This is a genomic window from Parvibaculum sp. (assembly GCF_046297875.1).
Lineage (GTDB): Bacteria > Pseudomonadota > Alphaproteobacteria > Parvibaculales > Parvibaculaceae > Parvibaculum.
Genome location: NZ_JBKBHD010000001.1, coordinates 2,112,062 through 2,138,192 on the forward strand (window position 1 = coordinate 2,112,062; position 26,131 = coordinate 2,138,192).

General features: G+C 62.5%; 29 protein-coding genes. 15 read left to right on the top strand and 14 right to left on the bottom strand.

Annotation, left to right across the window (positions count from 1 at the left end; genetic code table 11):
- Window positions 1–53: 53 nt before the first annotated feature.
- Both ACK4FH_RS10350 and ACK4FH_RS10355 read left to right on the top strand, forming a co-directional pair.
- Window positions 54–431: a hypothetical protein gene (locus ACK4FH_RS10350; protein ID WP_409813279.1), complete on the top strand. Its 378-nt coding sequence runs from the start codon at window positions 54–56 to the stop codon at window positions 429–431.
- A 36-nt stretch (window positions 432–467) separates the two neighbouring features.
- On the top strand, window positions 468–779 hold the full coding sequence (locus tag ACK4FH_RS10355) for a DUF6949 family protein (protein ID WP_409813280.1): 312 nt from the start codon (window positions 468–470) through the stop codon (window positions 777–779).
- A 13-nt stretch (window positions 780–792) separates the two neighbouring features.
- Here the strand turns inward: ACK4FH_RS10355 and ACK4FH_RS10360 are convergent, their stop codons facing one another.
- Both ACK4FH_RS10360 and ACK4FH_RS10365 read right to left on the bottom strand, forming a co-directional pair.
- Complete coding sequence (locus tag ACK4FH_RS10360) at window positions 793–1,848, bottom strand: hypothetical protein (protein ID WP_409813281.1); 1,056 nt, start codon at window positions 1,846–1,848, stop codon at window positions 793–795.
- A 113-nt stretch (window positions 1,849–1,961) separates the two neighbouring features.
- Window positions 1,962–3,947, bottom strand: a complete 1,986-nt coding sequence (locus ACK4FH_RS10365) for a PhoX family protein (protein WP_409813283.1) — start codon at window positions 3,945–3,947, stop codon at window positions 1,962–1,964.
- Window positions 3,948–4,095: 148 nt separating this feature from the next.
- Here ACK4FH_RS10365 and ACK4FH_RS10370 point away from each other — a divergent pair, with 148 nt between their 5' ends.
- From ACK4FH_RS10370 to ACK4FH_RS10385, 4 genes are read left to right on the top strand one after another with little or no spacing between them, the layout of a single operon-like run.
- Window positions 4,096–4,626 (top strand): gamma carbonic anhydrase family protein, encoded by a 531-nt coding sequence (locus ACK4FH_RS10370; RefSeq protein ID WP_409813285.1) that lies wholly within the window; start codon window positions 4,096–4,098, stop codon window positions 4,624–4,626.
- The gene (locus ACK4FH_RS10375) at window positions 4,626–5,090 is read left to right on the top strand and encodes a DUF192 domain-containing protein (protein WP_409813287.1); all 465 of its coding nucleotides are present in this window, start codon (window positions 4,626–4,628) and stop codon (window positions 5,088–5,090) included. The genes ACK4FH_RS10370 and ACK4FH_RS10375 overlap by 1 nt, the downstream gene beginning before the upstream one ends.
- A 60-nt stretch (window positions 5,091–5,150) precedes the next feature.
- Window positions 5,151–5,975, top strand: a complete 825-nt coding sequence (locus ACK4FH_RS10380; protein WP_409813289.1) for an enoyl-CoA hydratase/isomerase family protein — start codon at window positions 5,151–5,153, stop codon at window positions 5,973–5,975.
- 22 nt (window positions 5,976–5,997) lie between these two features.
- Window positions 5,998–7,155: a hypothetical protein gene (locus ACK4FH_RS10385; protein ID WP_409813291.1), complete on the top strand. Its 1,158-nt coding sequence runs from the start codon at window positions 5,998–6,000 to the stop codon at window positions 7,153–7,155.
- A gap of 3 nt (window positions 7,156–7,158) precedes the next feature.
- Here the strand turns inward: ACK4FH_RS10385 and ACK4FH_RS10390 are convergent, their stop codons facing one another.
- Window positions 7,159–7,593, bottom strand: coding sequence for a peptidylprolyl isomerase (locus tag ACK4FH_RS10390; protein WP_409813292.1), 435 nt, complete (start codon window positions 7,591–7,593; stop codon window positions 7,159–7,161).
- Between the two features lie 171 nt (window positions 7,594–7,764).
- Complete coding sequence (locus tag ACK4FH_RS10395) at window positions 7,765–8,550, bottom strand: hypothetical protein (protein ID WP_409813294.1); 786 nt, start codon at window positions 8,548–8,550, stop codon at window positions 7,765–7,767.
- A 187-nt stretch (window positions 8,551–8,737) separates the two neighbouring features.
- Between ACK4FH_RS10395 and ACK4FH_RS10400 the strand changes: the two genes are divergently transcribed.
- Complete coding sequence (locus ACK4FH_RS10400; RefSeq protein WP_409813296.1) at window positions 8,738–9,511, top strand: enoyl-CoA hydratase-related protein; 774 nt, start codon at window positions 8,738–8,740, stop codon at window positions 9,509–9,511.
- Window positions 9,512–9,612: 101 nt separating this feature from the next.
- Here ACK4FH_RS10400 and ACK4FH_RS10405 read toward each other — a convergent pair whose 3' ends face one another.
- The 3 genes from ACK4FH_RS10405 to ACK4FH_RS10415 form a co-directional block, all read right to left on the bottom strand.
- Window positions 9,613–10,413, bottom strand: a complete 801-nt coding sequence (locus tag ACK4FH_RS10405) for a transglutaminase-like cysteine peptidase (protein WP_409813298.1) — start codon at window positions 10,411–10,413, stop codon at window positions 9,613–9,615.
- 307 nt (window positions 10,414–10,720) lie between these two features.
- Window positions 10,721–11,425 carry a crotonase/enoyl-CoA hydratase family protein gene (locus ACK4FH_RS10410; RefSeq protein WP_409813300.1) on the bottom strand — a complete coding sequence of 235 codons (705 nt, stop codon included), beginning with the start codon at window positions 11,423–11,425 and terminating at the stop codon, window positions 10,721–10,723.
- 49 nt (window positions 11,426–11,474) lie between these two features.
- Complete coding sequence (locus tag ACK4FH_RS10415; RefSeq protein ID WP_409813301.1) at window positions 11,475–12,074, bottom strand: PilZ domain-containing protein; 600 nt, start codon at window positions 12,072–12,074, stop codon at window positions 11,475–11,477.
- Window positions 12,075–12,405: 331 nt separating this feature from the next.
- On the opposite strand from ACK4FH_RS10415, the gene ACK4FH_RS10420 reads away from it, so the two are divergent.
- A complete protein-coding gene (locus tag ACK4FH_RS10420; protein WP_409813303.1) occupies window positions 12,406–14,052 on the top strand; it encodes a choline dehydrogenase in 1,647 nt (548 codons plus the stop codon).
- Window positions 14,053–14,124: 72 nt separating this feature from the next.
- Here the strand turns inward: ACK4FH_RS10420 and ACK4FH_RS10425 are convergent, their stop codons facing one another.
- Entirely contained in the window at window positions 14,125–14,799 is a 675-nt protein-coding gene (locus ACK4FH_RS10425; RefSeq protein ID WP_409813305.1) for a PAS domain-containing protein, read from the bottom strand.
- A 504-nt stretch (window positions 14,800–15,303) separates the two neighbouring features.
- Between ACK4FH_RS10425 and ACK4FH_RS10430 the strand changes: the two genes are divergently transcribed.
- Window positions 15,304–16,233 carry a hypothetical protein gene (locus tag ACK4FH_RS10430; protein ID WP_409813307.1) on the top strand — a complete coding sequence of 310 codons (930 nt, stop codon included), beginning with the start codon at window positions 15,304–15,306 and terminating at the stop codon, window positions 16,231–16,233.
- Window positions 16,234–16,445: 212 nt separating this feature from the next.
- On the opposite strand, the gene ACK4FH_RS10435 is transcribed toward ACK4FH_RS10430, so the two are convergent.
- Together ACK4FH_RS10435 and ACK4FH_RS10440 are read right to left on the bottom strand one after the other, a co-directional pair.
- The gene (locus ACK4FH_RS10435; protein ID WP_409813309.1) at window positions 16,446–16,886 is read right to left on the bottom strand and encodes a DUF2147 domain-containing protein; all 441 of its coding nucleotides are present in this window, start codon (window positions 16,884–16,886) and stop codon (window positions 16,446–16,448) included.
- A 56-nt stretch (window positions 16,887–16,942) separates the two neighbouring features.
- Window positions 16,943–17,398, bottom strand: coding sequence for a DUF2147 domain-containing protein (locus ACK4FH_RS10440; RefSeq protein ID WP_409813311.1), 456 nt, complete (start codon window positions 17,396–17,398; stop codon window positions 16,943–16,945).
- Between the two features lie 179 nt (window positions 17,399–17,577).
- On the opposite strand from ACK4FH_RS10440, the gene ACK4FH_RS10445 reads away from it, so the two are divergent.
- Window positions 17,578–17,895 (top strand): DMT family transporter, encoded by a 318-nt coding sequence (locus ACK4FH_RS10445; protein ID WP_409813313.1) that lies wholly within the window; start codon window positions 17,578–17,580, stop codon window positions 17,893–17,895.
- A 222-nt stretch (window positions 17,896–18,117) separates the two neighbouring features.
- Here ACK4FH_RS10445 and hfaB read toward each other — a convergent pair whose 3' ends face one another.
- A complete protein-coding gene (hfaB, locus tag ACK4FH_RS10450) occupies window positions 18,118–19,158 on the bottom strand; it encodes a holdfast anchoring protein HfaB (RefSeq protein WP_409813314.1) in 1,041 nt (346 codons plus the stop codon).
- A gap of 378 nt (window positions 19,159–19,536) precedes the next feature.
- Here hfaB and ACK4FH_RS10455 point away from each other — a divergent pair, with 378 nt between their 5' ends.
- The 3 genes from ACK4FH_RS10455 to ACK4FH_RS10465 all read left to right on the top strand — a co-directional run bounded on the left by ACK4FH_RS10455 (window position 19,537) and on the right by ACK4FH_RS10465 (window position 21,344).
- The gene (locus ACK4FH_RS10455; protein WP_409813316.1) at window positions 19,537–20,139 is read left to right on the top strand and encodes a 2-hydroxychromene-2-carboxylate isomerase; all 603 of its coding nucleotides are present in this window, start codon (window positions 19,537–19,539) and stop codon (window positions 20,137–20,139) included.
- On the top strand, window positions 20,132–20,944 hold the full coding sequence (locus ACK4FH_RS10460) for a rhomboid family intramembrane serine protease (RefSeq protein ID WP_409813318.1): 813 nt from the start codon (window positions 20,132–20,134) through the stop codon (window positions 20,942–20,944). Before ACK4FH_RS10455 ends, ACK4FH_RS10460 begins: the two co-directional genes overlap by 8 nt.
- A 67-nt stretch (window positions 20,945–21,011) precedes the next feature.
- Window positions 21,012–21,344, top strand: coding sequence for a DUF4389 domain-containing protein (locus tag ACK4FH_RS10465; RefSeq protein WP_409813320.1), 333 nt, complete (start codon window positions 21,012–21,014; stop codon window positions 21,342–21,344).
- On the opposite strand, the gene ACK4FH_RS10470 is transcribed toward ACK4FH_RS10465, so the two are convergent.
- Window positions 21,331–22,005: a TetR/AcrR family transcriptional regulator gene (locus ACK4FH_RS10470; protein ID WP_409813322.1), complete on the bottom strand. Its 675-nt coding sequence runs from the start codon at window positions 22,003–22,005 to the stop codon at window positions 21,331–21,333. The two genes, ACK4FH_RS10465 and ACK4FH_RS10470, sit on opposite strands and share 14 nt — an antisense overlap.
- A gap of 103 nt (window positions 22,006–22,108) precedes the next feature.
- Between ACK4FH_RS10470 and ACK4FH_RS10475 the strand changes: the two genes are divergently transcribed.
- The gene (locus tag ACK4FH_RS10475; protein WP_409813323.1) at window positions 22,109–23,539 is read left to right on the top strand and encodes a carotenoid oxygenase family protein; all 1,431 of its coding nucleotides are present in this window, start codon (window positions 22,109–22,111) and stop codon (window positions 23,537–23,539) included.
- On the opposite strand, the gene ACK4FH_RS10480 is transcribed toward ACK4FH_RS10475, so the two are convergent.
- Both ACK4FH_RS10480 and ACK4FH_RS10485 read right to left on the bottom strand, forming a co-directional pair.
- Entirely contained in the window at window positions 23,536–24,141 is a 606-nt protein-coding gene (locus ACK4FH_RS10480) for a GDYXXLXY domain-containing protein (protein WP_409813324.1), read from the bottom strand. The genes ACK4FH_RS10475 and ACK4FH_RS10480 overlap by 4 nt on opposite strands.
- Complete coding sequence (locus tag ACK4FH_RS10485; RefSeq protein ID WP_409813326.1) at window positions 24,138–25,430, bottom strand: DUF2157 domain-containing protein; 1,293 nt, start codon at window positions 25,428–25,430, stop codon at window positions 24,138–24,140. The genes ACK4FH_RS10480 and ACK4FH_RS10485 overlap by 4 nt, the downstream gene beginning before the upstream one ends.
- Before the next feature lie 269 nt (window positions 25,431–25,699).
- Here ACK4FH_RS10485 and ACK4FH_RS10490 point away from each other — a divergent pair, with 269 nt between their 5' ends.
- Entirely contained in the window at window positions 25,700–26,128 is a 429-nt protein-coding gene (locus ACK4FH_RS10490) for a CBS domain-containing protein (protein ID WP_409813327.1), read from the top strand.
- Window positions 26,129–26,131: the final 3 nt, after the last annotated feature.

Here is a 26,131-nt window from a genome sequence, read left to right on the forward strand (position 1 = left end):
CCGCTTTGAAACAGCCCCGGCGCAAACCGGTACGTCCGTTCCGGGAACCGGCGATGCGCGGCCCGGCGCTGTCTCAGATCCATCCTTATAACCCGCTGAAATTAAAAGATCATTTCAAATCGTTCGCGGTGGGGGCGGATCTTGCGCGCGGCTGGTACGCGGCTTGCGGACGGGGTGGCATGACCCGTTTCGTTTTCAAATCGCTGATGATCGCAGGCGCCTTCCTGTTTTTCGGGGGCCACCTTCCCATGCCGGAAGGGCGCGCCGGGGGCACGCCTGCCGCCAATCTGCAAATGAGCCTTGCCGATCCGGAAGTGATCGGACTGCTCGATGAACGGGTCGTACCGGAATTCATCATTGCGGCTGCCGAAGAGCGGGTGGCGGCCATAGCGCATCGTTTCATCGAGGAGGTCGAAGCCGGCCGCCGCTAAAGGCCGGACGACAGCAGCAGGGGCTATCAGGGGCACATGAGTCAGTTGGCGACATTGTTTTTTGCGATTGCGACGGGTTTCGTCGCGGCCGGTCTCACGAGCAGCTTCTACAGGCTCGTCACCAAGAAGCCGCCGAGCTTTCAGCTCACGTCGCATTCGGCCTTCGGCCAGATCATCGGTGTGTTCACACTGGTTCTGGCCGGTCCGACGGTGATCCTGCGCAATGCGCTCCGGGCGCAGGTGTTCGAAAACCGGCCACCCTTCTGGATGCTGCTGTCAGGCTGCATCGCGACGTTCTGGAGCTTTCTCTCCGGTGTCTTCCTGCTCGGCTTGATGCTTTCGATCTGACCGGGCCCGCCGGTCATGCTCTCCGGCGGCTTGCAACGCGGCGGCCAAGCGCCGTCGCAACGAGAGCGCCGATGCCGCCGATGATTGCCCACACCCATTCAAGTGCCATGAGGATCAGGTTCCACGCCGTCTTGAAGGCGCGGAGACTGGTCTTGCCTGTGATCTCCATGATGCCACGCGACTTTGTGCCGTATTTGCCTGTCATCTTGCCGACGCGGGCGAGATCGTCGGTGTTTTCCACATAGCGCATCAGCCGCACGGTTTCCGCAGGCCCGGCGGCGCGTTCAATTGCCGCCACATCGTCGAGTACAGGCGCTACGCGCGCAAATGAAATGCCGTCCGCATAGGAAGTGACTGCGCGGCGCGTGGCCGCCGTGTCGGCGAGATCGACGGCGCGCAATGTGTCGCCCAGCTTATCGAAATTCATCGCTTCATTGAGAAGCCGGGACATGTCGCGGGCGAAACCGGCGGTGATCGTGCCCGATTTGCGGGCAATCTTGAGAAGCGACACGCCGACGCGGGCGGGCAGCCCGCCGCCGCCGGTTGCGACGGTTGCGGTGGTCGCCGCAAGCCCGACGACGGAGAGGCCCAGGATCATCGTGGAATATTCCTCGCCGCGCGCGAGCTTCGATCCTTCCGAACTTATGTCGCGAATATCGCCGACGACAGTGAGGTCCGATGCGAGGGCGCCCATGAAAGCCGGCGTGTCGTCGCCCGTGCCGGTGACGAAGCCGGTGACGAAGCTGCCCGTGTTGCGCGCCGCGCGGCGGGCGAAGGCATTTTCCGCCTCAAGGCGCATGGCCGTGTCCGGTGCGAGCGGCATGTCCATGAAGACGGCGATTTCGGCGTACATGGCAGCGTCATCCCAGGCCTTTGCCTCAAGCGCCGCATCGACGCGCCGGCTCAGATCCTCGGGGCTCGTTTTCGAGGCGAGTTCGGCGCGGATGAAGGGTTCGTCGGGAATTGCGTCTTCGTTCACATAGTCGTCGAGCAGGCCGCGCTCGAAAGCGAGCATGAAGACAAGCGGCAGGGCCAGCAGGAAGAAGACGAGGCTGAACAGAAAGCGCATTTACACATAGCCCTTGTCGCTCCGGCGGGGCGCGAGGCGCCCGGCCGCTCATGCCGCATTCCAAGAGTGGGCCATCAGGCGCCGATGCGCAACCCGCATGGGATCAGCCGCCGTCAACCGCCCACCGGGCCGCCATTCTTTGCGGTGATGACGACGATCGAGGGCCGGGGCGGCATGCCGGGCTGGAAGTCGGGCCAGCGGGTTGCCGGATCATCGAAGGTGGAGGCGCGCTCAAAGCCCTCATAGTTCTTCGTGCCATCGGCGGCGGGATGCTGCACGGCGACGAAAAGCGTGGTGCCGTCAGGCGTGAAGCAGGGACCGCAGACTTCGGCGCCGATGGGCGCGCGGAAAATCTGCCGCGCCATGCCGCGCTTCTCGCCCGCGGTGGCGAGCGCATATAGCCCGTCGGCGGTGCCGGAAGCGGCGCTCCATCCGGAGCCCTGATCGGTGGCGACCCAGAGGCGGCCCTTGGCATCTATGGTGAAATTGTCCGGGCAGGCGAACCAGCCGTTTTCACCGGTCTCGGGATGCCATTCGGCACCAATGGCGGGGGAAGCCGGTTCGCCACATTTCACCACGAGGTTCCAGACGAAGGTGGCAGAGCCGTGATCGCCGCTGCCGGGTTCGATCTCGACGATCTGGCCCCAGAGGTTTGCAGCACGCGGATTGACAGCGTCGGTTTCGGTGCGCTCCTTCGAATTGGTGAGCGCGAGATAGACCTTGCCGGTGAGGTCGTTCGGTTCGACGTCTTCGGGGCGGTCAAGCGGCGTTGCGCCAAGAATATCAGCGGCGCGTCGCGTTTCGATGAGCACGTCCGCCTGCGAGGCAAAGCCGTTCGATTCATCGAGGCCGTTTGCGCCGAAAGTCAGCGGCATCCATGTGCCGGAGCCATCCTCCTCGAAGCGCGCAACATAGAGCGTGCCGTCATCGAGCAGCGCGGCATTGTCCTCGCGATTTCGTTTCACCTTTCCGGCGGTGACGAATTTGTAGAGATATTCGAAAGCCTGATCGTCGCCCATGTAGATGGCGAGGCGGCCGTCCTTCGTCAGCGCGTTCTCGCAGCCCTCGCGCTTGAAGCGGCCAAGCGCGGTGCGCTTCACGGGCGTCGAGGCGGGATCGAGCGGATCGACCTCAACCACCCAGCCATAGCGATTCGGCTCGCGCGGTTCGGCGGCGAGGTTGAAGCGTTTGTGGAAATAGCCCCAGGGATAGGAGCGGCTGCCGGGCACGCCGAGCCGCTTGTGGTTTTCGGCTTCGGCGGCATCGGTGTTCTCGCCGAGGAAGTAGAAATTGAAATTCTCTTCCGACATGAGCCATGTGCCCCAGGGTGTGATGCCGCCAGCACAATTATTGAAGGTGCCTATGACACGGCGGCCTGAAGGGTCTTCATTCGTTTGCAGGCGGGCGTGACCTGCAGCAGGGCCGGAGAGCTTCACCTCCGTTGCGAGCGGCGTGAGGCGGCGATTGTAGTCGCTGTCGCGCACGACCTGCCATTTCCCATCTTCACCGCGCGCCACTTCCACGATGCTGCCACCATGCGCGGCCATCGAAATATCGACGATCTCGCGCGTGTAGAAGCTTGCCGGATTGTCTGCCGGATAGTCCGGATACATCAGGTCGTCATTGGTGTATTCGTGATGGATGCAGAGAAGACCGCGGTCGCTGGCGCCGGAGCCAAAGGGCAACGGCACGAAGCCGATGAAGTCGTTGTTGTAGCCGAATTGTGCAAGCTGCGCGGCGGCCGTCTGGCTTCGAACGTTGAAATCCGGTGCGTCCTTCAGGATCGGATCGCCCCAGCGGATCAGAATGTCCGCATTGTGATCGGCGGGGACGTGATGATCGCCGTCGATGCCATGCGGCACGGACTCGAAGCCGAATATGTCGTTGGGGGTGGCTTTCGGCGGTTCGTCGCAGGCGGCGAGCGAAAGAATAGCGGGCGATGCCGTGGCGAGAAGGGCGGCCTTGCCCATGCCGGCAAGAAAGCCGCGCCGTGCGATGCGCCTTTGCCAGATTTCGGCGAGCGAGGGGGCTGTGCTGCGCGCGGCGGGGCGGTCGTCCAGTTCCTCGAATTTTTCGCCAAAGGATTTGCCGTCCGCCATCGCTGCCTCCATTTCGTGCCGCCTGATCGTAAGGGGCGGCTTTGACCCTCAGATGACAACCATATCAGGCCGGGACCGCAAGTCTCGTATCGCGGCGCTGAGCGTGGCATATTGCCCGGCAAAGCAATGATTTCACGGAGGAAGACCCATGCCCGTCTATGCCATTGGCGACAGAAAGCCGATCCTGCCCGCCGAGGGAGAATACTGGATCGCGCCCAATGCGGAGGTGATGGGCAATGTGAAGCTCGAGACGAATGCCAGCGTCTGGTTCGGTGCGGTGCTGCGCGGCGACAATGAACTCATCACCATCGGCGAGAACTCCAATGTGCAGGACGGTTCGGTGCTGCATACGGATCCCGGTTCGCCACTGATGATCGAGCGCGATGTGACCATCGGCCATATGGTGATGCTGCACGGCTGCACCATCGGCGCGGGGAGCCTCGTCGGCATCGGCAGCATCATTCTCAACAATGCGAAAATCGGGAAGGGCTGCCTGATCGGTGCGAATACGCTGATAGCGGAGGGGAAGGAAATTCCCGACTATTCGATGGTGCTCGGATCGCCGGGCAAGATCGTTCGGTCGCTTGAAAAGGAAATGTCCGAGGCGCTGCGTCTTTCCGCCGATCACTATGCAGAGAACTGGAAGAAATATGCCGCCGGTCTGAAGCGGATCGATTGATGCGCGGGGCCTTATTTCTTGCCGCGTTTCTTCTTGCCGCGCTTGCAGGATGCGACGGCGAAGAGGCGCGGCGGGTGACCATCGAAACGCGGGGCGGGGCACTCCATTCCTTTTCGGTGGAGCTTGCGCTGACACCGGACGAGCAGCGGCAGGGGCTGATGTATCGCCGCGAACTGGCGGAAGATGCAGGAATGCTGTTCTTCTATCCAGCCTGCACGCGCGCCGCCTTCTGGATGAAGAATACCTATATTCCGCTCGACATGATCTTCGTGGCCGCAGATGGACGGATCGTCAGGATTGCCCGGATGACAGAGCCGGAGACGCCCGATATTCACGATAGTGGCGTGCCGGTGAACGGCGTCTTCGAGGTGAATGGCGGGCTGACGCAACGTCTCGGGATAGAGGAGGGGGATTTCCTGAGGCACCCCTGGTTTGGCGAAAACGGGCGGGCTACTTGCGGCTGATTTTATCGGCTAGACTGCGCAAAACGGACATCCGGCAAAAGCAGAATATCGGGAGGGGCCATGAGCCAGGCAAAGGCAGCGCCGCAGGACGCACAGGAAGTTCTCTACGAGGTGGATGGTCACATTGCCACCATCACGCTCAATGCGCCGGAGCGCATGAACACGATTTCCGGCCCGATGCTGAACCAGCTGACGGTGCGGTTGCAGGAGGCCGATGCCGACCCGCAGGTCCGCTGCGTGATCCTGACCGGCGCGGGGCGCGCCTTCTGCGCGGGGCTTGACCTCAGGGCGCAGACGCAGAGCGGCGGGCTTTCCATCGGTTCGAGCGGCGGGGTGACCTCGACCACGCTCGACCTCAAGAACACGCCGCCGACCGTGCTGCAGGAAATGGAGACGCCGACGATCTGCGCGATCAATGGCGGTGCGGCAGGCTATGGCATGGACACGGCGCTTGGCTGCGACATCCGCATCATGGGCAGGTCGGCGAAACTTGCGGCGGCGTTCTGCAAGCGCGGTCTTGTGCCGGAATCGGGCGGCACCTGGTATCTGCCGCGGCTGATCGGCTGGTCGAAGGCGGCGGAGCTCATCTTCACCGGGCGCACGCTCAATGCGGAAGAGAGTGTTGTCTGGGGGCTTGCCTCACAGGCGGTGGAAGATGCCGATCTGATGCCACGGGCACGCGCGATGGCAGCCGAGATTGCGGGCAATGCGCCGCTCGCCGTGCGTGCCGCCAAGCGCATGATGCGGATGGGTCTCAACGAACCCTTCCCGGAGCATGTGCACCATGTCTATCTGCAGCTTCTGCCGCTGATGCGGACGGAAGATGTGAAGGAAGGCATGATGGCCTTTGTGGAGAAGCGCACACCTGACTTCAAGGGACGGTAAGGCTGCGGAGATACTGAGGCAAATGACGGCTGGTCATGCCGCGCGATGCGCGGCGGGAGAGACGAAGCGGACAGCGTGGACATTGTTCACGCTGTTCCTGTTTCTTGCCGTCTTCATTCAGATTTCCCCGCTTCGGGCCGCGGAATTTTCCGGTGGCTATGACGGGATCGGCGAGGCGGCGGGCATGTCGCTCACACTGAGCGAGATGGAGCGGCGCGTGGTCGGACGGCTCACGCTTCCGTCCGGCACGTCCTACACGCTGAACGGCGAACGCGCACGTGCGGGCGATGGCGATGCGCAGGGCGCGCTGCGCGTGGCGGGGGCGGTCGAGGACGGCGCTTTCTTTCATGTCGAGGAACGGCCGCTCGGGCTGCAATTTCTTTTCATTCCGGCCCGGGGCGACGGCACACCGGATCTTGCGGCGGGACGGGAATATTCATTCCTCAAGCGCGGTGTGCGGCCGACCGTGCCGCAGGAGGCGGCACGCAAATACAAGCCTGCGCCGGAACAGGCGGGCGATATCGTCGTCTTTATCGATGGTTTCCGCACATGGTCGCCTGCCGATATTGCACGCCACTACACGTCGCTGCCCGACAAGGCGCGGGGACTGCTGCTGCTTTACGACCATGCGACGGCGGAACTCATGTGGCGCATCTGCGAGGCGCAACCGGAAGCGGGGACGCTCACCGCTTCGCGGCTTGCCGAAATGCAGGACCGGCAGCAGACGGAATGCGCGGCCTATCTGCCGCTTGTCACGGCGGCGCAGAAGGGCGGGCTCTTTCCTGAATTTCTGCGGCGATCGCTGTTTCAGCTTGAGCTTGTGCGCGCGACCGCGCTTTGCGACCTGGGCGAAACGCCGGCTGCACGATGCGCGGACGTAAGCGCGCTGGCGGCGCCGCTTGTGCTCCGGTGGCGGCGGGCGGACGCGATCATGCGCGAGCTAGGGCGGGCGGGCGGCGTAGCGGTGGAGGAAGCGGCTCAGATTGCGCCGGTGGCAGATGCACCTGAGCCGGAGGAAGAAGCGGATGAGGCGCCGGTTGCCGCGGCGGCGCGCGGTGTGCCAATGCCGCTTATCCGTCCAGGTACTGAGGATCAGGGCGTTTCCGATTTCGAGCCCGATGTCTCGATGATTACGCTTGAGACGATCAGGGCTTACCGGCTGCCGCTATCGCGGCCCTGAAGATCAGGCCGCGATTTCGACGAGCTGGATTTCGAAGGTGAGGTCTTCGCCCGCGAGCGGGTGGTTCGCGTCGAGGCGGACGGCAGTGCCGGTCACTTCAGTGATGACGAGGCCGATCTCGCGTCCGTCCTGGCCCGTCGCCGTGAGGCGCATGCCGGGCTGCGGCTCAAGGCCGGGCGGCAATTCGCTCAGCGGCACATCCTGCACGAGACGCGGATCATGCTCGCCATAGGCTTCGGCGGAAGCGACGGTGAAGCTCTTGGTTTCGCCCGGCTCCATGCCGAGAACAGCGCTTTCGAAGCCGGCGATCACCATCTGGCTGCCGATCGCGAATTCGATGGGCTCGCGCTCGCGGCTCGTGTCGAACACGGAGCCATCATTGAGGGTTCCGGTGTAGTGGACGCGCACCGTGTCGCCGTTCTTCGCTGCCATAGTCATGCCTTTCCGTCCGCGCCCTGCCGCGCTTCACATTTGATGTTCGATTGATGAAATGGAAAAGGGCTTTCCGGCAGAACACCGGAAAGCCCTCATATCATCGACGGAAGCCACGTTATCACTCCCGTTCCTTCGTGGCCACCTTGCGGATGGAATTAATCGAAGGGATCGATCTCAATATGTGCGGCGCCAGACGCGACGGATTTTGGCGTCGACCTCGGGGCCCATCGAGCTCCAGGCAGTGCGGTCGCGCGTGGTGTCGGCGATGAACATGCTGTCGGTACGGCCGATATACTGGCTGAGATCGTTGAGCAATCCGGCGGCCGTCGCATCCGTGTTCACGCACCAGACATTGGGGGCGAGCTTGTAGGCAGGCCCGAGCGACATGATCGCCTGTTCGAGGGGGCCGGCGAAACGAGCCTTGATGTCCATGACGATCAGGAAGTTCGCCGTGTCGGGCTGGCGGCGGCGGTCGACCTGGCCCTTGCCCGGGCCGTAGGCGGGGCGTTGGCCATCGGCCGAAGGCGAGGCCGGCTGGCGGATCGCCATTTCATGCGTGACGTCGGCTTCGGGCGAGGCGTCGGGTTGCCGGGCGGGTACATCCGCCGCGCCGGCATCCCCCGTCTCGCCAGCCATCTCTTCCGCGGTCGCGGCGTCCTGGCTGGCGGGCGTTTCGGTTGCATCGGTTTCAGGCAGGCCGGCATCGGCGGGCTGGCTCAGGAAGAGTTCCGCGAAGGCCGGGATGTCGGCCGCGTATTGCCACATGGTCGCGCCCGCGGGCGTGCCTTCAGGCGCGAGCAGGCTGTGCTCGGCGACACGGCCTTCCGCGACATAGGATTTCATGGCCTCGAAACTGTAGGGGCCATAGACCTTGTCGCCATATTTCAACACCCAGCGATGCTGCTGCGCAGCGGCAAGCTGAGTTATCGCGTCGGGAGATGTTTCCGCTGGATAAGCCATGATTTACACGCGGCGGCCTCCGCCGCCTTCCCGGTAGAGAAACTGTTTCCAGACATTTTTACCGGCTTTTGGTTACCGCAAGGTCAACACGACAGCGCTTGATGCGGCACGGGCGAGGGGGCAAAGTCGGCCCAAGCGCGGATATCCGCGAAATAACTGGTTAACCTGAACTTAACGGGAAGCGCCGATGACCGAATTCTGCACCACCGAACGCGACGGCCATGTGCTCGTCGTCACCATCAACCGTCCGGAGCGCATGAACGCGCTGCATCCGCCGTCGAATTTCGAACTGGAAAAGGTGTTCGACGATTTCGCGAAGGATGACGATCTCTGGGTTGCGATCGTGACAGGTGCGGGTGATCGCGCGTTCAGCGCGGGCAACGATCTGCGCTGGCAGGCCGAAGGCAACAAGATCGAAGTGCCGAAGACGGGCTTTGCGGGCCTCACCGCGCGCTACGATCTCAACAAGCCGGTGATTGCCGCGGTGAACGGCGTTGCGATGGGCGGCGGTTTTGAAATCGCGCTTGCCTGCGACCTCATCATTGCGTCGGAAAATGCCGTCTTTGCGCTGCCCGAGCCGAAGGTCGGCCTTGCCGCGCTGGCAGGCGGTCTGCACAGGCTACCGCGCCAGATCGGCGTGAAGCAGGCGATGGGCATGATCCTGACGGGCCGCCAGGTGCCTGCGAAGGAAGGCAAGGAGCTCGGCTTCGTGAACGAGGTGGTGCCGGCGGGCGACCTCATTGCGGCGGCAAAGCGCTGGGCGAAGCTCATCGAGGAGTGCTCGCCCATGTCGATCCGCGCCTCGAAGGAATCCGTCTACAAGGGGCTCGACGAGGCCAATCTGCAGAAGGCGGTCGAGGGCAAGTATCCGGCGGTTGCCGCGCTCTTCAAAAGCGAGGATCTGATCGAGGGTCCGCGCGCCTTCGCCGAGAAGCGCAAGCCCGTCTGGAAGGGCAAATAGACCGTTGCAAAAAGAACCGGCCCTGCCGCGGGGGGAGCGGCAGAGCCGGCCTCGACAGGACCAGGCTCCGAGTTGGGGGGCGGCGGAGACTGGTCAGCAGGTCAATTGATCGCGGCGGTCGGTTCCTCCTTGGGTGCTGTGACGGCCGCGGTCAGACCATCTTCGATGCCCGGCCGAAGCGAAGGCTCGGGCGATTTCCTCTCGATCGCGGCAAGGAACGGCGCCTTTTCGCCAAGCGGCGGCAGGGGCGGGTTCATTGCGGCAACGCGAACGGCATTCACGTCGAGATTGACCCAGATGTAGGGCCGTTCCTCGGACTGGCGCTTGATCCACTGATAGGGCGTGTCGGACCAGATCGCGATATCCCAGCTCTTGTTGTCGAGCACGAATTCGCCGCGATCCGTCTTCACGAGAAGCACGGCATGACCGTCGCCGTTCCACTCGCGGACAACGGAAATGAGCAGGTTTTCCGGCGCCCAGCCGCGCTTGATCAGCAGGCGGCGCTTTTCGAGCGCGAAGTCCTCGCAGTCGCCGCCGCGTTCATCGGGAAAGGCCCACCATTCGGCGCGGCCGTATAGGTCGATATCCTCGACCTGCGGAACGGTGCGGTTCACATAATCGTTGATCTGGGACAGCTCGATCCATTTTTCCGGCGTCATCGCCGCGGGTTCTGGCGTATCCGTACCGCCTGCGCATTCATCCGGGTGACGGATGCAGAAACCGATATAGCCGAAGGGCGGCGCGACCTGCTGGTAGGTCGGCATGTTGGCGGCAATGACCTGTGCCCTGTCCGAGCGTTCGAAATGAGCAGCCGTGATACTCCCCACATAGTCGGGAGACTGACATCCCGCGAGCAGGGCTATCGCCCCTATCGCCATCATGAATTTTGTACGCCACAACATGATACCCACCCAACAATCGTCGTCTTGGGTGGAACAATGGCAGGCACCAATTTGTGGCCGTTTAAATCCGGGACGCGAATTTGAGACAAACAAAGCTCAAACTTGAAGTTGGTTTTCCTAAAATTCGAAAGAGCCGGATTTGAATAAAATTGTTCCGATTGGCGGGTGACGGAAAAACCCTTTGTTTCAAGCGTTTTCCGCGCATTCGAAGGTGGAAATCGGCCGCGGAACGGATACGAAGAGCGGTGCCGAAGATGCCTTGCGAGGCACCCGGTTATGGATCAAAAAAATTTTTGCAGCTTTGTCTTCAGCGCGATTGTGCGCCGTCGAAAGTGCCGGAATCCACCTTCAAGGTACTGCGGATAAGGGTGATCGTGGCCTGCCTTTCCTTGCGTTTCGTATTGGCAAAGGCGGGCTGCTGAAGGGTGGCGAGAGCGGCGGCGCGGGTCTTTGCCGTATCCATCAGTGCGGCGGCAGGGACCGTCCCGTCGAGATAGCCGACTGCCACGGCGTCGGCAGGGCCATAGATGCGGGCCTGGGTGACAGCCTCGCTGAAACGGTTGCGGGCAAGGCGGTCGCGGGCAAGTTCGATGCCGAAGACGGGCATGGTCATGCCGATGGCGACTTCGGGCAGGCCGATGCGGAATTCGCCGTCGGTGCCAATCCTCGTGTCGCCTGCAAGCAGAAGCAGGCCACCCGCGGCGAGCGCGTGGCCGGTGCAGGCCATGACGACCGGCAGGGGATATTCGTAAAGTCTCAGGAGCAATTCGGCGCCGGCTGTGACGAGCTTGCGGACGTTTTCCGGGCCGGAGCCCATCACATCGAGGTCGAATCCGGCGCAGAACCGCTTTTCGCGACCGGCAATCAGCACGGCCTTTGCCTTGCCTTCGGCCTCGTCGAGCGCGCCATTCAAGGCGTCGATCATGGCGTGGCCGAGCGCATTGGCGCGGCCGTCATCCATTGTGAGAATGGCGAGATCGTTCTCGAAGGCGGTGGTAAGCGGTGCGGACATGAGTTCCCCCAGATGTTTCGGGGCAGTCTAGTGCGCCGCAGGGCTTTCGTCAGCCGAAGGGACGGGAAAGGGCGGCAGCCTTTTCCGGCATGTTCGTGAACTGGATGCCGATGCCTTCTTCCGTGTGGCGGACGATGCGGCCCGACATGCGGCCAATGGAGACCTCGGTTCCGATGGGCGGGCGGTTCTCGACGGCAACCTGGGCACCGCCAAGCGACATATCGATGATACGGCAGGGCATGGACTCTCCGTCCGCCAGCGTCAGGACCGAGCTTTCCTCGAGTCCTGCTTCGCCCGGCGCATAGCGGGCAAAGGCGCGGCGCGCCGAAATTTCGAGCTTTTCGCCACGGGCAAGCGCCTCAAGACGCTGGCGCAGGCGCTCACGGCGGGGACCGGCGATCGAGGTTTCGATGGCGAAACCGCCTTCGTAGCAACGGACGACCTTGCCTTCGAAACGGCCATAATCATCGAGATAGACGATGATCTGGGCGCCTGGATCGAGCACGACGTCGGTGGTGAGGGCGATGCCCCCGAGCGACATGTCGCGTATGGAGCAGGTATGTTCCGAGCCGTCGGGCGCGAGGAAGCGGCCTTTGGCTTCAAAGGCTACGCGCGGATTTTGACGGCGTTCATCGTGGTCGGACTGCATTGGTTTGCCTGCAAAGAGTCGACGGCGCGAAAGCGCTGAAATCTGTTCCCGGCAGGATAAGGGCAACAGAGTTAATGAAATTCTACTCACGCACTGATTACAGGCGAATATTTGCCCGTTTCGGGACTAAAATACCGGAGGGCCATCTGAAATTGACGCTTGCGTCAGCTTCGGCGATTCCCGACAATCGGGCAAAATCCGGCCAATAGCGGAATCGGGCGAGGTATCGGCACAGGGCTGCTGGCCTTGGGCCGCTGCAGTTTGCAGGATGGCACCCGGCGCAGCGTTGAAACACCAGTAACGGCCGGCAAAAGGGATTGGGAACAGTGTAATGAGCGAATTCGACTACATTATCATCGGTGCGGGAAGTGCGGGCTGCGTTCTGGCCAATCGCCTCTCGGAAAACCCTTCGAACAAGGTTCTGCTGCTCGAGGCAGGCTCGAAGGACTCCAATTTCATGATCCATATGCCGGCGGGCGTCGGCAAACTGATCGGCACCGATATGGCCAACTGGTGCTATGACACCGAAGGCCAGCCCTTCCTGAACAATCGCAAGCTCTACTGGCCGCGCGGCAAGGTGCTGGGCGGTTCGTCCTCGATCAACGGCATGATCTATATTCGTGGTCATGCGCGCGACTACGACATGTGGCGCCAGCTCGGCCTGGAAGGCTGGGGCTTTGCCGATGTGCTTCCCTATTTCCGCCGTTCGGAAGGCAACGAGAACGGCAACAGCGCCTTCCACGGTGGCGATGGTCCGCTCGGCGTCTCCAATCCGCGCAAGACGAACGTGCTTTTCGATGCCTTTGTCGAGGCCGGCAAGCAGGCAGGCCACCCCTATACGGAAGATTTCAACGGACCGCAGCAGGAGGGCGTCGGCCCCTATCAGCTGACCATCAAGAACGGTCAGCGCTGCAGCGCCGCCAAGGGCTATCTCGTGCCGGCGCTCAACCGGGCGAACCTCACCATCGAAGTCGAGGCGCTGACCTCGCGCATTCTCTTCGAGGGCAAGAAGGCCATCGGCGTCGAATACACGCAGAAGGGCGAGACGAAGGTTGCCAAGGCCGGCAAGGAAATCGTGGTGTCCGGCGGCGCGGTAAACACGCCGCAGATACTGATGCTGTCGGGTATCGGCAAGGGCGAGTATCTGCGCAAGTTCGGCCTTGATGTGGTGGCGGATCTGCCGGGTGTCGGCCAGAACCTGCAGGACCATCTGGATTGCGTGGTCATCAACGAATGCACACAGCCGATCACGCTGCACAGCACGGTGAGCAATCCGTTCAAGCAGCTCATGAGCGGCATGCAGTACACCTTCTTCAAGACCGGTCTTGCGACGTCGAACGGGCTTGAAAGCGGCGGCTTCCTGAAGACGCGGCCGGAGCTTGAAATCCCGGACATCCAGCTGCATTTCGTGGCGGCGATGATGCGCGATCATGCGCGCATCAAGTCCGACCGGCACGGCTTTACGGTGCATATCTGCCAGCTGCGGCCGGAAAGCCGCGGCTATATCGGCCTCAAATCGACCAACCCGTCGGATTATGCGCTGATCCAGCCGAACTATCTCGAATCCGAAACCGACCGCAAGGTGATGCGCGACGGTGTGCGCATGGTGCGCAACATCATTGCGCAGCGCGCGATGGACCCCTATCGCGGGCCGGAATTCTGGCCGGGTGCGGGCAAGCAGTCGGATGCTGAAATCGACGCCTGGATCCGCGAGACGGCGGAGACGATCTATCATCCCGTCGGCACGGCGAAGATGGGCAACGATCCGATGGCAGTGGTCGATGCGAAGTGCCGCGTACACGGGTTGCAGGGCCTGCGCGTGGTCGATGCCTCGGTGATGCCGACGCTTGTGGGCGGCAACACGAATGCGCCGACCATCATGATCGCGGAGAAGATTTCCGACGACATGCTGGGCAAGGTGCCGCTGCCGGCCGAGAATGTGACGATCGCAGAAGACCGTGTGGGCCACGCGGCCTGATCCCGACTTCGCACAAAACAAAAGCCGGTGTCGCGAGACACCGGCTTTTTTGTTTGGCTGGGGGGTTGGTGCCTAGCCCAATTCTTCCTTGCCCTGGGCGGGCACTTTCACGAGGCGCAGATAGGATCGCTCGCTGCGCAGCGGCGCGCGGCTGCGGCTTGCATGGCTGGCGATGCTGGCGACGGCAAAGGGCGGCTTTTCCGACAGGATGCGCTGGGCAACGGCTTCGGCATCGTGCTGCGGCGTGCGCATGCGCTCAGGGTCGAGGCGGCGCAGGCGATCGATCCACTGGCGCGCGAACATGCGCTCGCCAATCCAAGGGAAGCGGTCGATGGGAACGGCGGCGCCGAGCACACGGCTCATCGAGCCATCCTCATGCGCGAGCGGCAGCAGGATCATTTCGAAGGTCGCTTCGCGCTCGTCATTCGTGGCGGCGGTGTATTCGACGACCGAGATGGTGGCATTCACCGTCACGTCTTCAAGCGCAGCCTTGAGGTTTTCGGCGCAATCGTCCGACCACATGGACAGCATGTTGTGGCCGCGGAATTCCATGCCATAGGTGCTGCAAAGGCCGGTGCCCGCGAGGCGGAAGCGCCAGGTGTCGCGGTCCTTGCGTTCGAGAATGAAGACGTAGGGAAGGACGCGGCGAATATCGCCCGGCTCGATCTCGGCGCGGCGCGGCGCCGGCCGGCCGGCCCGCAGCGCGTTCCAGTAATCGAACAGAATCTGGTTGTTCCTGTGCTTCATAGCCCTCGACCCCGCCGCGCTGCCCGCCCGGCGGGGAAGCCCCCGTTTGCCCTTGGCGGAAATCCTAACTCAAACCGGAAAGTCCGTCCCGTTTCGGATCGACTTTCCCAAATCCGGTCCCGAATTTGTCCGGGGTACCGATCCGGCACGACTTTGAGCGATGTTCGCCCCGGACAGCCCCTTGGGAGCAGAAAGCGTGCCAGACGTTAACGGCAGCGGCGCGACAGCGGCGGCGGCAGCCGGACCGGAAAATAAAAGCAAATAAAAACAAATGGTTAGTTTGATTTTGTGTTCGGCCCGGGCGGTCGCATTGGTTAATGGCGCGGCCTGGCTGCGTCTTTTCGGGGCGTGTTGGCGGTTCGTTAACCATGTTCTGTCGCGTTTCGCGCCATGCCGGGCGTCCGGCATGTGTTCTGCATCATCCGCTTCGAACGCCCCCCAAGGGTTTCCTATCGACGCAGGCCAACGAGCCCCGAAAGGGCCGGGAGTGTCAGGATGAAGCAGATGTCTCTTTCCAGTTCGAACCGGGTTCCGGTTCTCGGTGCGCTCGCATTCGGCGTGGCGCTGTTCCTCTTCGCCTTTGCGACGCCGGCGGGCGCCGGTTCATATGGCGGCGGTGGCGGATGCAACACGGGCTGCAAGCCCCCTCCGACAAATTGCGGCACTTGCGGCGGCCATGACGGCGGCAAGGGCGGCAACTACAACAGCAACAAGAATTACAACTACAACTACAACAAGAACTACAACAACAACACGAACACCAATACGAACACGAACACCAATACGAACATCAACGAAAACAACATCAACATCCAGGTGAACGCGAATGCCAGCGCCTCGGCGTCGGCGACCGCTATCGCCAATGCGAACGCCGCGGCTGACAGCGCCTCGCAGTCGATGGGCCGCGACAGCGCAGTCGGTATCGGCAATGGCAGCGGCGGCGGCTTCGGCGGCGGTTCGAGCTATTTCGTGTCGGCACCGCAGGCGGCGCCGATGGGCGCGCTCAATGTGATCGTGCGCACGGCGCGTGTCGTGAAGCCGGTGAAGGCCATCTGCGTCAGCGCCAAGGGCCTTGAAGAAGCGGCGCGGATGAGCTCGAACGTCACGGAAGTCAATCCGACCGACGATGTCGAACTCTTCCATTGCACGGCGGGCGACATGCTCGTCGCCACGATCGGCCGCATGGCGGGCAAGGGCGATGACGCGAAGCCGGACTATATGGGCGGCTATGTGATCGAGTGCCGTCCGGGCGAGGCGCTGCGCCACGGCTCGAACGGGATGCTCGCCTGCCTGCCGCAGCAGAAATATGGCCAGAGCAACGTGCCGGCGGCATCGCGCAAGGCTTATGCGGAAGTCTTCATCCGCAAGAACGAACGCGGCGAGGAAGTCGCCGCGACGGGCGGGGCATTCTTCTCCGGCGGCGTGGGCTACTGACGAGGGGCGTGGGCCGCGAGCGCTTCATCCCGCGACCCGCAAAGCGCCGGAAGGAACGGGGAGGACGAAAGTCCTCCCCGTTTTCGTTCGGGATAGAACTCCAGGTGCGCGGAAAATGCGTCCCAATAAAAATGCTCCCGCTTACTTTCCCTGGGGGTGTGAACGGGAGCGAGGTGGAGCGGAGGAGGAACGCTCTGCTTCCTTGAGGAAACCTATTCGGCGCGTTCCCAGGTCTGGGTGCGGCTTCCGATGCCGCGCGAGCCGGTGACTTCGAGTTTCGTGCCGCCGTCGGCCAGCGCAATGCTGGCATTTGCCGTTCGGCCATTGGCGGGGCGGAGGATGGTGCCGCCGGCCCAGCCGCTGCCCTTTGGCGTCAGATCCCAAAGAACGACCATGCCGACCAGCGGCTGGTTCTTTCGCGCGCCGTCGCATTTCGAGCAGATGGTTTCGTCATCGTCGAGCAGTTCGACGACGGTGCCGGTGAGTTTGCCGCCGGTCTCGCTGATTTCGATGATGGTCTTGGGTGCGCCGGTATCCGGGTCGAAGGTGCGCCACTTGCCCAGCGGCGAAGATACATCTGCGGAAGCGGGAGCCGTGTGCATGACGGCCATGAGTGCCACCGCGCAGATATATGTCAGTATACGAATTGTCATGTCAGTCCTCCCTGACTGAAAACCATTTTGCCGCCGGGCGCCATCGCCAGACGGTCTCAATCGATCCGCTGCCAGCGCTGATCGACCTGAAGCGGGCCGCGGCCCGTCGTCATGTGGATCGCCTCGCCGCCTGGTTCGAGCTGGAAGAATGCCGGCGCGACCATGCCTGTGGCGGGGCGCATCATCACCGCGGTCCAGCCCTGACCGTTCCACTTTCCATCCTTGATAAATTCCATGCCGGCGAGCGGCTTGTTCTTGTTTTCGCCGATACAGCTCCAGCAGATTGCGTCGGCCGGACCATCGGCCAGGCCGATAATATGACCGGAGAGATCACCGTTCTTTTCCTCGATCTCGACGATCATGTAGGGCTCGCTCGTCACAGGATGATAGATACGCCATTTGCCTGCAGGCGACGTGTTGTCTGCCTGAGCGGCGGGCGCGGCGAATGCGGCGAGGGCGATGACTGCCGCTGTTGCCACGGCGGTGCGGCGTTTCCGGAAACGTACGGTCATCTGGACCCTCCTGGCTCATATATTGGCATTGATCATGCCAATATAAGGAAAATGCGCGGGGATGCAAGACCGTTCCCGATTTGCTATCCATGCGCGTGCAGGGACGGCCCTGCATGCGGCGGCATTCCGCCAGTTTTCCTTTTGCGGGGACGGCCTCGCTTCTTCGACAGGAGAGGCAGATGGCCTGGATCTATCTTCTCATTGCGAGCGGCGCGGAAATCGTCTGGGCGTTCACGCTCAAGGCAAGCGACGGTTTCACGAAGCCCATGATGGTGGCACTCAATGTGACGGCGCTGCTCATCGCGGTCTGGTTTCTGGTGCAGGCGATGCGTGTGCTGCCGCTCGGTACGGCCTATGCCGTGTGGACCGGGATCGGCGTTGCGGGCGCGGCGGTGCTTGGCGTGGCGATGCTTGGAGAGAGTATGGCACCGATGCGGCTCCTTGCCATCTGCATCATCGTGGCCGGCGTGGCGATGCTGAAGTTCGCGGAAGGATGAACCGCAAAAAAGGGGAGGGCCATTGGCCCTCCCAAGTGGTCTTCCTGACCGGATAAAGGAAACTTGTGAAACCCGGTCCGGGATCGGCGGACAAGCTCCGCCTCGGCTCTCATGGTCCGGCTGGAGGCCGACCTGCCTGGACACAATGAGGGTGTGAACCGGCGATACGTTTTTTCATTTCTGTCTCCGGTATCGCCGGTAATTCGGTTCAAGGTCGGGTGATTAGTAGGTGCCGCCGCGCAGGCCGCCGGTCTCGAAGACGGGCTTTTCGTAATAGGCGTAGGGTTCGGTTTCAGCTTTGCGGGCCGCCGTCTGGGCAGGGGCTTCGGCGACAAGCTGGGCGGGCTTTGCCTTCGCGCCGGGATTGGCCTGGCGATAGTCGATCTCGCCCATCGGGTCATTGAAACGCGAGCAGTCGGCCTGGTTCGCGCCGTAGAGCGGAACCAGCATCTTGAGTACGGCACGTTCGATGACGGAGCGGACGGCGAGCTGGATCGGTTCCTGCGCGCTGGTGCCGGCGCCGATCGAGAAGAGGTTGCCGCCGAAGAAATCGAACACACCGGCGCGGATTTCGCGGCCAACGATCTGCTTCTGGTAAGAAACATAGTCGACGACTTCGAGCGTGCGGCTGTTCACGAGACGCAGGTCGAGACCGATATTCATGACATAGGTGGAGGCCGAAGCGTTGGCCGCCGCGCCCATGTCGCCGCCTTCGGCAAAGCCCGCATTAAGGCCGCCCGAGCGGATATTGAAGTTGAGTTCGGTGATGCCGCCGACAAGGTAATAGTCGGAGCCGCGGATTTCGCCTGCATAGATCTTGCGGTAATCGTCTTGCGCGCCGTCGCCGATCAGCTTGTTGTTCGTGTACTTGAGTTCAAGTTCGGTGATCGACGTGTCGTAGCGCTCGACGAGCGGCACACCGGCCTTGCCGAGAGCGGACATGGCCATGAGCGAGGCGCCTTGGGTGAGCTTCATGCCGGTGCCGTCGGCTTCCGCCTTGCCGGTGTAGTCGCGGATGTTGCCGACCGCGATGCGCGTGGCCGTCGTGCTGGCGGGCACATGGCGCGCAAGGCAGCGCAGCGCATTGGAGTAGGGCGTTTCATTGGTGATGACGGGGGCATTGCCGATCGGCGCGGTGTAGCGGCCGTCAGAGCCTGCATTCGCGCTGACACATCCCGTGAGCGCAACTGCCATGGCGAGGGCGCCCAGCGTCCGCTTGGGCATTCCATTCTTCGCCGCGATCGACACAACCTTGTTGAACACTTTGGCCTCCTGATGGTCCGCTCTTCGGTGGTCGGCGTGGCGATCAATTTTTTCGATTCTGCCAGCCGGGCCGCCAAGGCTTCGGTTGACCCAGTGAGTGCAACCGGTGTGCCAGCGGTAAGAATTCGTTAGGAAACGCGGAAATCCGCGGTTTCCCAGTGGGGGCCAGGTGAAGCCGGGATGGTTGGAATGGTTAGCGCAGCGTCCCGGTACAGTGCTGGCGGCCAATGTCCCGTTTTGGCGCGTCAATATTTCGTTAAGCCTGTGCCGCCTTGCGACACGCGGCATGGCAGGCAGGAGAAGCGTATTGCGATGCGGCGCCACGCGAGCGACACTCCGCGTCCTGTCGTTAACTTTTCAAGATGCGGAACCTCGACATTGGCAAAGCTTGAGTTCTTCTATGACTGTTCCAGCCCGTGGACATATCTCGCCTTCAGCCGGATCGAAAATCTGGTGAAGCGTACCGGGGCGGAGATGGTGTGGAAGCCGATCCTGGTGGGCGGCGTGTTCAACGCGGTTAACGAGAGCGTCTATGAGGCGCGGGCGAACCCGCATCCGGTGAAGGCCCGCTATTACAACAAGGACCTGAAAGACTGGGCACGCTATTGCGGCATCGAGATCGGCAGGCCGCCCGTCTTCCCGGTGCGCTCGGTCGACGCGATGCGGGCGGCGATCGTCGCGCTCGACAAGGGCAAGCTGCCGGCATTTTCCTGGGCGACCTTCCGGGCCTATTGGGGGGAACTCAAGGATATAAGCCAGCCAGAAGTGCTTGAGGAAATCTGCCGCTCCGTTGGGCTCGACTGGGATGAGGTGAGCCGGCTTATCAAGACCGAGGATGTGAAGGGACGGCTGCGCGCCAATACGGAGGAGCTGATTGCGCGGGGCGGCTTCGGCTCTCCCACCATGTTCGTCAACGATAAGGACATGTATTTCGGCAATGACCGGCTACCACTCGTGGAGGCCGCGCTCCAGAATGGCTGATTCCTTTCAGGACGAATTGCCGCCGCGGCGCGAGCCCCCGGCCTTCAATGTGCCGGGGCCGGTGCTTCTGCTGCTGCTGGCGATCGTCGCGGTTCATGCCGTGGTGTCGCTTGGCGACTGGCCACTGCGCGAACAGGTGCTGATCTGGTTCGCGCTGTTTCCCTCACGCTACAGCCCCGAAACAAGCCAGATCGCGCATCTGTTGCCGGGCGGTTTCGCGGCTGCCGTCTGGACGCCGATCACCTACACCTTTCTGCATGGCGGCTGGGAGCATCTTTTCGTCAATTCAATCTGGCTGCTTGCCTTCGGCTCGCCGCTGGCGCAGCGCTTCGGCGCCCGGCGTTTCTTTATCTTCTATTTCCTTTGCGGCGCTGCGGGCGCCGCGCTGCATGTCTTTCTGCATCCGGGTTCCGACATTCCGGTCGTCGGCGCATCCGCCGCGATTTCCGGGCTGATGGGCGGGGCAGCGCGCTTCGTGTTTCTGTCCGACGGGCCGCTCGGCGCGCTGGGCGGCAGGGGAGCGATGACGGGGCCGCGGCGCCGGGCCGGCATTTTCGCCTCGCTCCGCGACCGGCGGGTGCTGATTTTCGTGGGTGTCTGGATCGGCCTCAATTTTCTCTTCGGCGCGACGGCGTTGAGCGGTGTACTCGGCGTGACTTCGCAAGTTGCCTGGGAGGCGCATCTTGGCGGCTTCCTGATGGGACTTCTCGTTTTCGGCCTTTTTGACCCGCTGCGCTGGTCGCCTTCGGGCGGGCCGGGCAATGTCGGCTATGGCGAGTGGCTGGGCGAAGACCCACGCGAGTGAGGCTGCTTATTGAATTGGGCCGGAGAGAAACCACATAGTGGGGAGGCCCTTTAATGAGGAGGACTTCATGAGCGACACGTCTGCGGATTCTGGCGCGCATTCCGGCGGCCAAAGCGGCTTCGACGGCGACGCTTCGTCGGGCCGGAAGGAACTCTGGATCCGGCTGCTCTACATGATCGGATACTGGATTCTCGGCAATATCGCGTTCTCCGTTGCGATTTTCCTCGCCGCGGTGCAATTCGTGGTGGTGCTCATCACGGGTAACAAGAACGAGGAGCTTCGCAGCTTCAGCCGCAATCTCATCCAGTATGTCTGGGAATGTCTCGCCTTCGTGATTTTCGCGCGGGACGAAAAACCGTTTCCGCTCGGCCGCTTTCCCTCGGTGACTAGCCCCGAGTGAAGCTCTCGAATTTTTCGAGACCTTTCGGCGTCAGCAGGCCGCGCAGGATCGCTTCGGTCGTCAGATTGAAGCGCTTCTCCGCGGCCTCTCTATTTTCGTGGAAGCCCGCCAGTTCAAGGCTGCAATGGCCATGTACGGCGGACCAGAGCGCGCCAGCGAGCTCGTCCGGCTCTCTGTCCGAAGGGAAAGTTCCATCTGCGATGCAGGCTTCGACCGCGCTCAGCATGATCTGGTAGGAGGCATGCTGCGAGACGCCGCGGGCGGCGGGCTCTGCCGTTTCCTTGTGGTGAAGCGAATCCGGGATGGGCAGGGTGGCGCTGATCATCAGCGCGTAATAGGACGGGTTCTTGAGGGCGAAGCCGCGATAGGCGCGGGCAAGCTCGCCAAGCCAGAGCAGCGGCTCGTCATGCTTCGGCGCGGCGGATTCTGCGGCGGCGAGGCGGTCGAAGGCTTCCTCGAACAGGGCGGCGATGAGACCGTCCTTGCCGCCAAAGGCCGTGTATACCGCCATTGTGGAGGTGCCGACGCGGGAGGCTAGCTTTCTCAGCGAAATGGAATCCGGGCCGCCATGTACCAACATTTCGCTCGCAGCATCGAGCAGCGCCTCGCGCTGCGCGAGACGCTTCTTTCCAGCAGTGCTTTCGGGTTCGGCGATCGTCATTCGATCTCTATCGAACAGGCTTGACGGTGTGTCCAGCGATATCTAAGCTCCGCAAATAACACTGTTATAAACACGCGCAAGCGCGAAGCGGAGAAGTTGCCCCATGTCGAATCCCTTTCCCGACAATCCCTTCTTTGCCGGAAATTTCGCGCCTGTGATGGCCGAGTGCGATGCGCCTGACCTGATCGTGACGGATGGCGAGCTGCCGCGCGATTTCGCGGGCACGCTTTACCGCAACGGGCCGAACCCGATGTTTCCGCCGCTCGGGCATCAGCATCACTGGTTTCTTGGCGAAGGCATGATCCATGCGATCCATGTCGAGAACGGCAAGGCGAGCTATCGCAACCGGTGGGTGCGCACCGAGCAATATGAGGTGCAGCGCGAGGCCGGCGAGCGGCTTGTGCCGACCTCATTCGGCGGCGCAGCGCTGCCGGGCGCAGAAGGCGTGAAGCGCAATGTCGCGAATACGAATGTCGTCTGGCATGCGGGCAAGCTGCTTGCGCTGGACGAGGGAAGTTCGCCGGTCGCGATGGATGGCGACACGCTGGAGACGCAGGGCTCGTGGACCTTCGAGAGCAAGTATTCAGGCCCGATGACGGCGCATCCGAAATTCGATCCGCGCACCGGCGAGATGCATTTCTTCGGCTACATGGCGGCGGGCCCGGCAAGCCCCGACATTTCCTATCAGGTGGTGAATGCGAAGGGCGAACTGATCCGTAGCGATATGTTCAAGGCGCCTTATGCCAGCATGGTGCATGACTTCATCGTGACAGACGAACACGTCATCTTCCCGATCTTTCCGGCGACGATCGATGTGGAGCGCATCATGAAGGGCGGGCCGGTGATCGCCTGGGATCCGGATGCGGGCACGCATATCGGCATCATGGCGCGGGACGCGAGCATCGACACGATCCGCTGGTTCAAGGGCGACCCTTGCTATGTCTATCACCCGATGAATGCCTTCACGAGCCATGAAGGCGGGCGGACGCGGGTGCATGCCGACATGATGAAATACAGCCGTGTACCGCTGTTCCCGAGCGCGGACGGGACGCGGCCGCCGAGCAGCCTTGAGGACGAGCAGGGGCTGCTGGTGCGCTGGACTTTCGATCTCGACAGCAACTCCGACAGCTATACGGAAGAGGTGCTTACCGATCTTGGCGGAGAGTTCCCGCGCCTAGACGAACGCTTTGCGGGGCATGGCTACCGCCACGGCTATTACGCGGCGATGCACAGGCCAAAGGAACAGAAAGGGTCGTCCTTCGATACGCTGGTCCATATCGATCTCGAGACGGGCAAGCGCAGGGAATGGGAACCCGGCAAGGGCCGCTATGTGCATGAGCCGATCTTCGTGCCGCGCAAGGAGAAGGCGGCGGAAGGCGATGGATATATCGTCTCGCTCGTCTATGACAGCGCGCGCAATATCAGCGACTTCGTGGTGCTCGACACGGACGATGTGTCGAAGGGGCCGATCGCGCGCGTGGAACTGCCGCAGCGCGTGCCGTTCGGCTTCCACGGCAACTGGCGGAACGCCTAGAAGAGCGGTTCCTCGTAGATGGGCTCGCCGTCAAGCCTGAGCTGCTTGATGGCGGGCGTGCCGTCCCTGCCGAGCGCGACATCGATGGTGATGCGGCCGGCATTCCGGCTGTCTTCAAGCTCGCGGCCTTCGCCTTCCGGCACGAAATAGCTTTCGATGCCATAGGTGACGAAGGCGCTTCCGCAATCGGGACAAGGCGGGCGCCGGCCCTCTTCCCCGTCCATCGCGTCACCGGCAAAGACGTCCTGCATGATGTTGGTCACGCGGCCGCGCATGATGGCATTGCCCGGGCCTGCTTCCCGGAATTCGCGCCAGGCGGCGACGGGTTTCCAGAGTTTACCTTCCGGGGCCAGTTCCACATAGACCGGCTTGCCGCGCTCAAATTCATCGTCGCCGTCGAGATCGCCGAGTGCGAGCTGGGAAATCGCAAAATTCAGGATCACGTAATGCCCGCGGAAAAGATCGCGCGGGTCGATGGGCGCCGTTTCGAGCGTGACGACAATGGGTGAGCGCAGCAGCGACACGCGTTCCCAGACCATCGCGCCTAGGAAGGCCGACTGGCCGATGGCGAGCGCGAAGACGGCGAGGGCAAAGCGGCTCATGATGCACCTCCTGTCGTCGCCACGAGGCGCCTTCGCATGCGCTCCATTATGAAGGCGCCTGCGATGAGAAGGATGCCGCCGGCAGCGAAGAAGAGGGCTGTGTCGAGCAGCGTGCCCAGCGTTTCGAAATAGAGCCAGAGAAGTTCGGCGCCGAAGGCGATGAAGCCGAAATTGACGGCGAAGCGCCATTCGCGCGATGCGCCGTAAGAGACGAGCCAGGCCGACAGCGCGAGGAAGAGGGCGGCGTAGAGCCACGGGATGAGCGCCGCGTTCGATGCTTCGACATAGGGATAGGCGAGGGCGGCGAGGGCGATTGCGCCGATGCCGGCGGCATTTCGCGGCTCGATCAGCTTGCGCGTAAGGACAAGCGCAAGGAGCGCCGCAAGGACGGCTGCCATGCCGATGCAGATGACGATTCCGGTATTGGTCGCATCTTCGCGCAGCTCATTGGTGGGCGGTTCGAGCTGAAAAACCCAGAAAAGGGCAAAACCGATGACGATGGCATAGGCCTGGGCGGTGGCAGCAAAGCGCGGTGCACGCCCCTCGACGATGAGGGCGGCAAGCCAAACGACGAGGGCTTCAAATACGAAGAAGATGAGGAGCCAGACAGGCTCAATGCCGAAACTGTCTGAAATAGCGGCCACGTTCACCGCCTGCCAGACGAAGCCCGCGATCAGCACGAGATGGAAGCCGGGCCCCCACGCGAGGCGCAGCGCGACGAGGGCAGACACCGCCCAGAGAATCCAGAAGGGCCAATGCGGCACCGTATCATCGAGCTGCCAGGCGAAGACCGACCAGATGACGGTGAGCAGAATGCCGAGTGCAAGGGCAGGGCGCGACGGCAGCAGGAGCGCTGCGGCAAGCGAAGCGATCGCCCAGGCGAGGACGCCAGCCGGATCGTCCGTGACGATGTGATAGATCTGCGCGATCAGCATAATGCCCGCGCCGAAGAGCGCGAGGCCCGCCAGAACGGCCGCCTGCGCATAGGCCGGATGGTTCCGCTTCTCCAGCATGATGGCGGCGATCCAGGCGGCCCACATGGCGCCGAAGATCATGACGAGTTTCACGAGCTTCGGAATTTCATTCCAGTTCGCTGCGACGAAGCTCATCGCGGCAAAGCCGATCAGCACCGCGCCGAGAATTGCGAGGATCGCAGGCATGCGCCGGGCGGATGGGCGCTCTTCCGAGGCTTTCAGGATGAGTTCCGCATTGGCGGGAGTGACCCAGCCGCGCTCGATCCAGAGGTCGATATCGGATTTCAGTTTGCGGAGATAGGCGCGCTGCCACATGGGTCGAGTCGTTCTTTCTGATCTGGACGCCAATCTGGCGCGGGAATTGGGACTCAACCAAGGCTGCGGCGATTATCTGCCGCGCAGCGGGGTTGTCAAAGCAGTGCCCCCAACCGTCCGGGAAATGGCCGATTCCTGCAAATTATATGTATCGCCTTGCTGGATGCGGCGGAATGTCGCATCATTTCCCCAAGGGAATGGCGCGGCGGCTTGGGGAGGCCGTTGTGGCGGGGGACCTGCCAACCGGTCCGGACACAGGAGGAGACGCTATGAACGTTGCCACGATCTTGAAGGCCAAGGGTTCCGATGTGGCGACCGTGAATCCGGGTATAACGCTTTCGGAGGCCGCCATGCTGCTGACCGAACGCGGCATCGGCGCCGTCGTCGTGATGGAGGACCGCAGGGTGCTTGGCATTGTGTCGGAGCGCGACATCGTGAGGGCGGTGGCGCGTGGCGGCGCGGAGGCGCTGAAGGCGCCAGTCCGCGATGTCATGACCACGCGCGTCATCACTTGCAGCCTGAACGACTCCGTCGATGAACTCATGGACTCGATGACGGAAGGCCGCTTCCGGCACCTGCCGGTGATCGAGAATGGCGAGCTTGCGGGCATCGTCTCGATCGGCGACGTGGTGAAGCATCGCATTGCCGAGACGGTGATGGAGACGGAGGCGCTGCGCCTCTACATCGCCACGGGCTGAAAC

Bases quoted from the DNA above. Each gene is read 5' to 3' on its own strand.
- ACK4FH_RS10390 (WP_409813292.1), bottom strand. From the start codon at position 7,593: ATGACTATGGCAGCGAAGAACGGCGACACGGTGCGCGTCCACTACACC.
- ACK4FH_RS10370 (WP_409813285.1), top strand. From the start codon at position 4,096: ATGCCCGTCTATGCCATTGGCGACAGAAAGCCGATCCTGCCCGCCGAG.
- ACK4FH_RS10415 (WP_409813301.1), bottom strand. From the start codon at position 12,074: ATGCAGTCCGACCACGATGAACGCCGTCAAAATCCGCGCGTAGCCTTT.
- ACK4FH_RS10445 (WP_409813313.1), top strand. From the start codon at position 17,578: ATGGCCTGGATCTATCTTCTCATTGCGAGCGGCGCGGAAATCGTCTGG.
- ACK4FH_RS10375 (WP_409813287.1), top strand. From the start codon at position 4,626: ATGCGCGGGGCCTTATTTCTTGCCGCGTTTCTTCTTGCCGCGCTTGCA.
- ACK4FH_RS10485 (WP_409813326.1), bottom strand. From the start codon at position 25,430: ATGTGGCAGCGCGCCTATCTCCGCAAACTGAAATCCGATATCGACCTC.
- ACK4FH_RS10410 (WP_409813300.1), bottom strand. From the start codon at position 11,425: ATGTCCGCACCGCTTACCACCGCCTTCGAGAACGATCTCGCCATTCTC.
- ACK4FH_RS10460 (WP_409813318.1), top strand. From the start codon at position 20,132: ATGGCTGATTCCTTTCAGGACGAATTGCCGCCGCGGCGCGAGCCCCCG.
- ACK4FH_RS10425 (WP_409813305.1), bottom strand. From the start codon at position 14,799: ATGAAGCACAGGAACAACCAGATTCTGTTCGATTACTGGAACGCGCTG.
- ACK4FH_RS10470 (WP_409813322.1), bottom strand. From the start codon at position 22,005: ATGACGATCGCCGAACCCGAAAGCACTGCTGGAAAGAAGCGTCTCGCG.
- ACK4FH_RS10405 (WP_409813298.1), bottom strand. From the start codon at position 10,413: ATGTTGTGGCGTACAAAATTCATGATGGCGATAGGGGCGATAGCCCTG.
- ACK4FH_RS10395 (WP_409813294.1), bottom strand. From the start codon at position 8,550: ATGGCTTATCCAGCGGAAACATCTCCCGACGCGATAACTCAGCTTGCC.
- ACK4FH_RS10360 (WP_409813281.1), bottom strand. From the start codon at position 1,848: ATGCGCTTTCTGTTCAGCCTCGTCTTCTTCCTGCTGGCCCTGCCGCTT.
- ACK4FH_RS10480 (WP_409813324.1), bottom strand. From the start codon at position 24,141: ATGAGCCGCTTTGCCCTCGCCGTCTTCGCGCTCGCCATCGGCCAGTCG.
- ACK4FH_RS10420 (WP_409813303.1), top strand. From the start codon at position 12,406: ATGAGCGAATTCGACTACATTATCATCGGTGCGGGAAGTGCGGGCTGC.
- ACK4FH_RS10400 (WP_409813296.1), top strand. From the start codon at position 8,738: ATGACCGAATTCTGCACCACCGAACGCGACGGCCATGTGCTCGTCGTC.
- ACK4FH_RS10440 (WP_409813311.1), bottom strand. From the start codon at position 17,398: ATGACCGTACGTTTCCGGAAACGCCGCACCGCCGTGGCAACAGCGGCA.
- ACK4FH_RS10430 (WP_409813307.1), top strand. From the start codon at position 15,304: ATGTCTCTTTCCAGTTCGAACCGGGTTCCGGTTCTCGGTGCGCTCGCA.
- ACK4FH_RS10365 (WP_409813283.1), bottom strand. From the start codon at position 3,947: ATGGCGGACGGCAAATCCTTTGGCGAAAAATTCGAGGAACTGGACGAC.
- ACK4FH_RS10350 (WP_409813279.1), top strand. From the start codon at position 54: ATGCGCGGCCCGGCGCTGTCTCAGATCCATCCTTATAACCCGCTGAAA.
- ACK4FH_RS10355 (WP_409813280.1), top strand. From the start codon at position 468: ATGAGTCAGTTGGCGACATTGTTTTTTGCGATTGCGACGGGTTTCGTC.
- ACK4FH_RS10385 (WP_409813291.1), top strand. From the start codon at position 5,998: ATGACGGCTGGTCATGCCGCGCGATGCGCGGCGGGAGAGACGAAGCGG.
- ACK4FH_RS10490 (WP_409813327.1), top strand. From the start codon at position 25,700: ATGAACGTTGCCACGATCTTGAAGGCCAAGGGTTCCGATGTGGCGACC.
- ACK4FH_RS10380 (WP_409813289.1), top strand. From the start codon at position 5,151: ATGAGCCAGGCAAAGGCAGCGCCGCAGGACGCACAGGAAGTTCTCTAC.
- ACK4FH_RS10435 (WP_409813309.1), bottom strand. From the start codon at position 16,886: ATGACAATTCGTATACTGACATATATCTGCGCGGTGGCACTCATGGCC.
- ACK4FH_RS10475 (WP_409813323.1), top strand. From the start codon at position 22,109: ATGTCGAATCCCTTTCCCGACAATCCCTTCTTTGCCGGAAATTTCGCG.
- ACK4FH_RS10465 (WP_409813320.1), top strand. From the start codon at position 21,012: ATGAGCGACACGTCTGCGGATTCTGGCGCGCATTCCGGCGGCCAAAGC.